The organism is Curvivirga aplysinae (assembly GCF_009711445.1).
Lineage (GTDB): Bacteria > Pseudomonadota > Alphaproteobacteria > UBA8366 > Aestuariispiraceae > Curvivirga > Curvivirga aplysinae.
In genome coordinates, this window is record NZ_SMMC01000027.1 from 1 (window position 1) to 2,114 (window position 2,114).

Consider the following 2,114-nt stretch of genomic DNA (forward strand, 5'->3'; position numbering starts at 1 on the left):
AATTACTAAATAGTAATCTCCCCTATGGATTAAGTGGCGACCAAGCGGGATCAGAAGCATCCCCCGGGGTAATAACCTCACGTAAGTTGTTACCCGTCAAATCAATTGAATATAGGCGTGTCTTACCTTTATCCCCGCGATCCTGACGGAAAAACATCAAGACGCGACCATTTGGCGACCATGTAGGGCCCTCATCCAAAAAGGATTGTGACAATAAGCGCTCGCCGGAACCATCCGTACGCATAACACCAATATGAAACTTACCTTGTGTAAACTTAGTAAAAGCGATCAAATCCCCGCGAGGTGACCAAACCGGCGTTGAATAACTTCCCTTACCAAAACTAATCCGATGCGCATCAGAACCATCTGCTTTCATCACATAGATTTGAGGGCTACCACCGCGATCAGCATTATAAGTAATGTACTTACCGTCAGGGCTAAAAGAAGGAGAGGTTTCAATACCTTTCCCTCTTGTTAATCGCTTGGACTGACGCGTGCGTAAATCCATCAAGTAAATATCAGTATTACCATTCGCCGCATAACTCATCACAATACTATCCCCATCAGGAGAAAAGCGTGGCGCAAATGTCATGCCGGCGAAATCGCCTAGCATTTCTTGCCGTCCGGTTTGAATGTTGAATAAATATACGCGTGGGCGATCATTAAAATAGCTTAGGTAAGTAATTTCATGACGTTTGGGCGAGAAACGTGGGGTTAAAACCAAATCAACACCATCCGTCAGGAACATGTGATTTGCACCATCTTGATCCATAATAGCCAAGCGTTTCTTGCGTGAGGTTTTCTTACCACTTTCCGCAACATAAACAATTCTGGAATCAAAATAGCCGGATTCGCCAGTTAATTTTTCATAGATTTTATCAGCAATGAGATGAGCAACACGGCGCCAGTTACTTTGTTCTGTATTGAAAGCCAATCCTGCAAGACGTTCTTCGGCAAATACATCCCACAGATAATATTTAACCTTCATCATACCGTCTGGTTCAAGCTCAATACCACCTGTCATTAAAACTTGTGCATTGATAACACGCCAGTCAGAATAACGAGGACGTACACCAGCAGAGTCGATCTTCTGAATAAATGCTTTTGAGTCTATGGTTCGAAAGATACCGGAACGGTTCAAATCATTCGAAATCACCTCAGACATATCACGTCCGATTTGGTGTTCAGGAGCCAATTCACCAATGAAGTTCGTAATGGCAATCGGCAATGGATCAACATTCCCTTGCGTAATATCAATATTGACTTCCGCACGGGCCATATTAGACACCATCAGCAAGCCAGAAATCATCACGATCAAATGCCGTGTTTTCACAAACATTGATTTCATAGACATCGATTTCTTTCCCATCTCATTTATTCACGTTTTATTTTTATACCAGAATCACTGGATGCCCGTTCATATAAGGCAAATGTGGCATTTTCCTGACATATTCGAATTTCTTTACCTTTTTTATCCAAACATCTGTTTCGGATCAAAGGTGAAGTTAATAATATTCCACACATCATACTTGTCTGCAGGAAGACGAAGTGGACTACATTTATATACAGCCGCTTGCGCACTTCGTTCTGCTGCCCCTTGGAATGGATTGCCTCCGCTACCTTTAATCACTTCCACCGTACGAACAGTTCGGTCAGGATTCATAGTAACACGAAGTTTTACAATCAGATCTTCTGCATTTCTAGCACCAGGCTGAATAGACCAACAATTTGCGATCTGACGCTTAACGGCATCCAATTCACTACTAGACAATAATTCACTTGCGTCACGAACTTGACGGCGTGGCGTTTGGCTACTCGCTTTTGGTTTTTGCGCATTCTTAAGAATATCCGCCAACGCTAGTTCTTTCTTATCTTCTTTTTTCTCTTCCGGTTCAGGCTTTGGCTTAGGCGTGTCTTCAAGCTTTTGGACTGTTTTTAAAACAGAAGCCAAATCATTTTTGGGCTTTTCCGGTTTCTTAGCTTGTTGCGGCTCCTGTGGTTTTGCCGATGGGCGCGGCTGCTTTACGACAGGCGCGGTTTTTGGTTTCGGCTCCGGCTTTTTAGGCTCTGGCTTTTTCACTTCCTCAGGAACAGGTTCAGCTTCCGGTTCAGGT

At 43.5% G+C, this 2,114-nt stretch carries 2 protein-coding genes; both read right to left on the reverse strand.

Annotation, left to right across the window (positions count from 1 at the left end; all coding sequences use genetic code 11):
- Nucleotides 1–22 precede the first annotated feature (22 nt).
- Nucleotides 23–1,354, reverse strand: coding sequence for a Tol-Pal system beta propeller repeat protein TolB (tolB, locus tag E1160_RS00190; RefSeq protein WP_407923881.1), 1,332 nt, complete (start codon nt 1,352–1,354; stop codon nt 23–25).
- 117 nt (nt 1,355–1,471) lie between these two features.
- On the reverse strand, nt 1,472–2,114 hold a 643-nt coding region (locus E1160_RS17050), incomplete at its 5' end, for an energy transducer TonB (protein WP_218048604.1).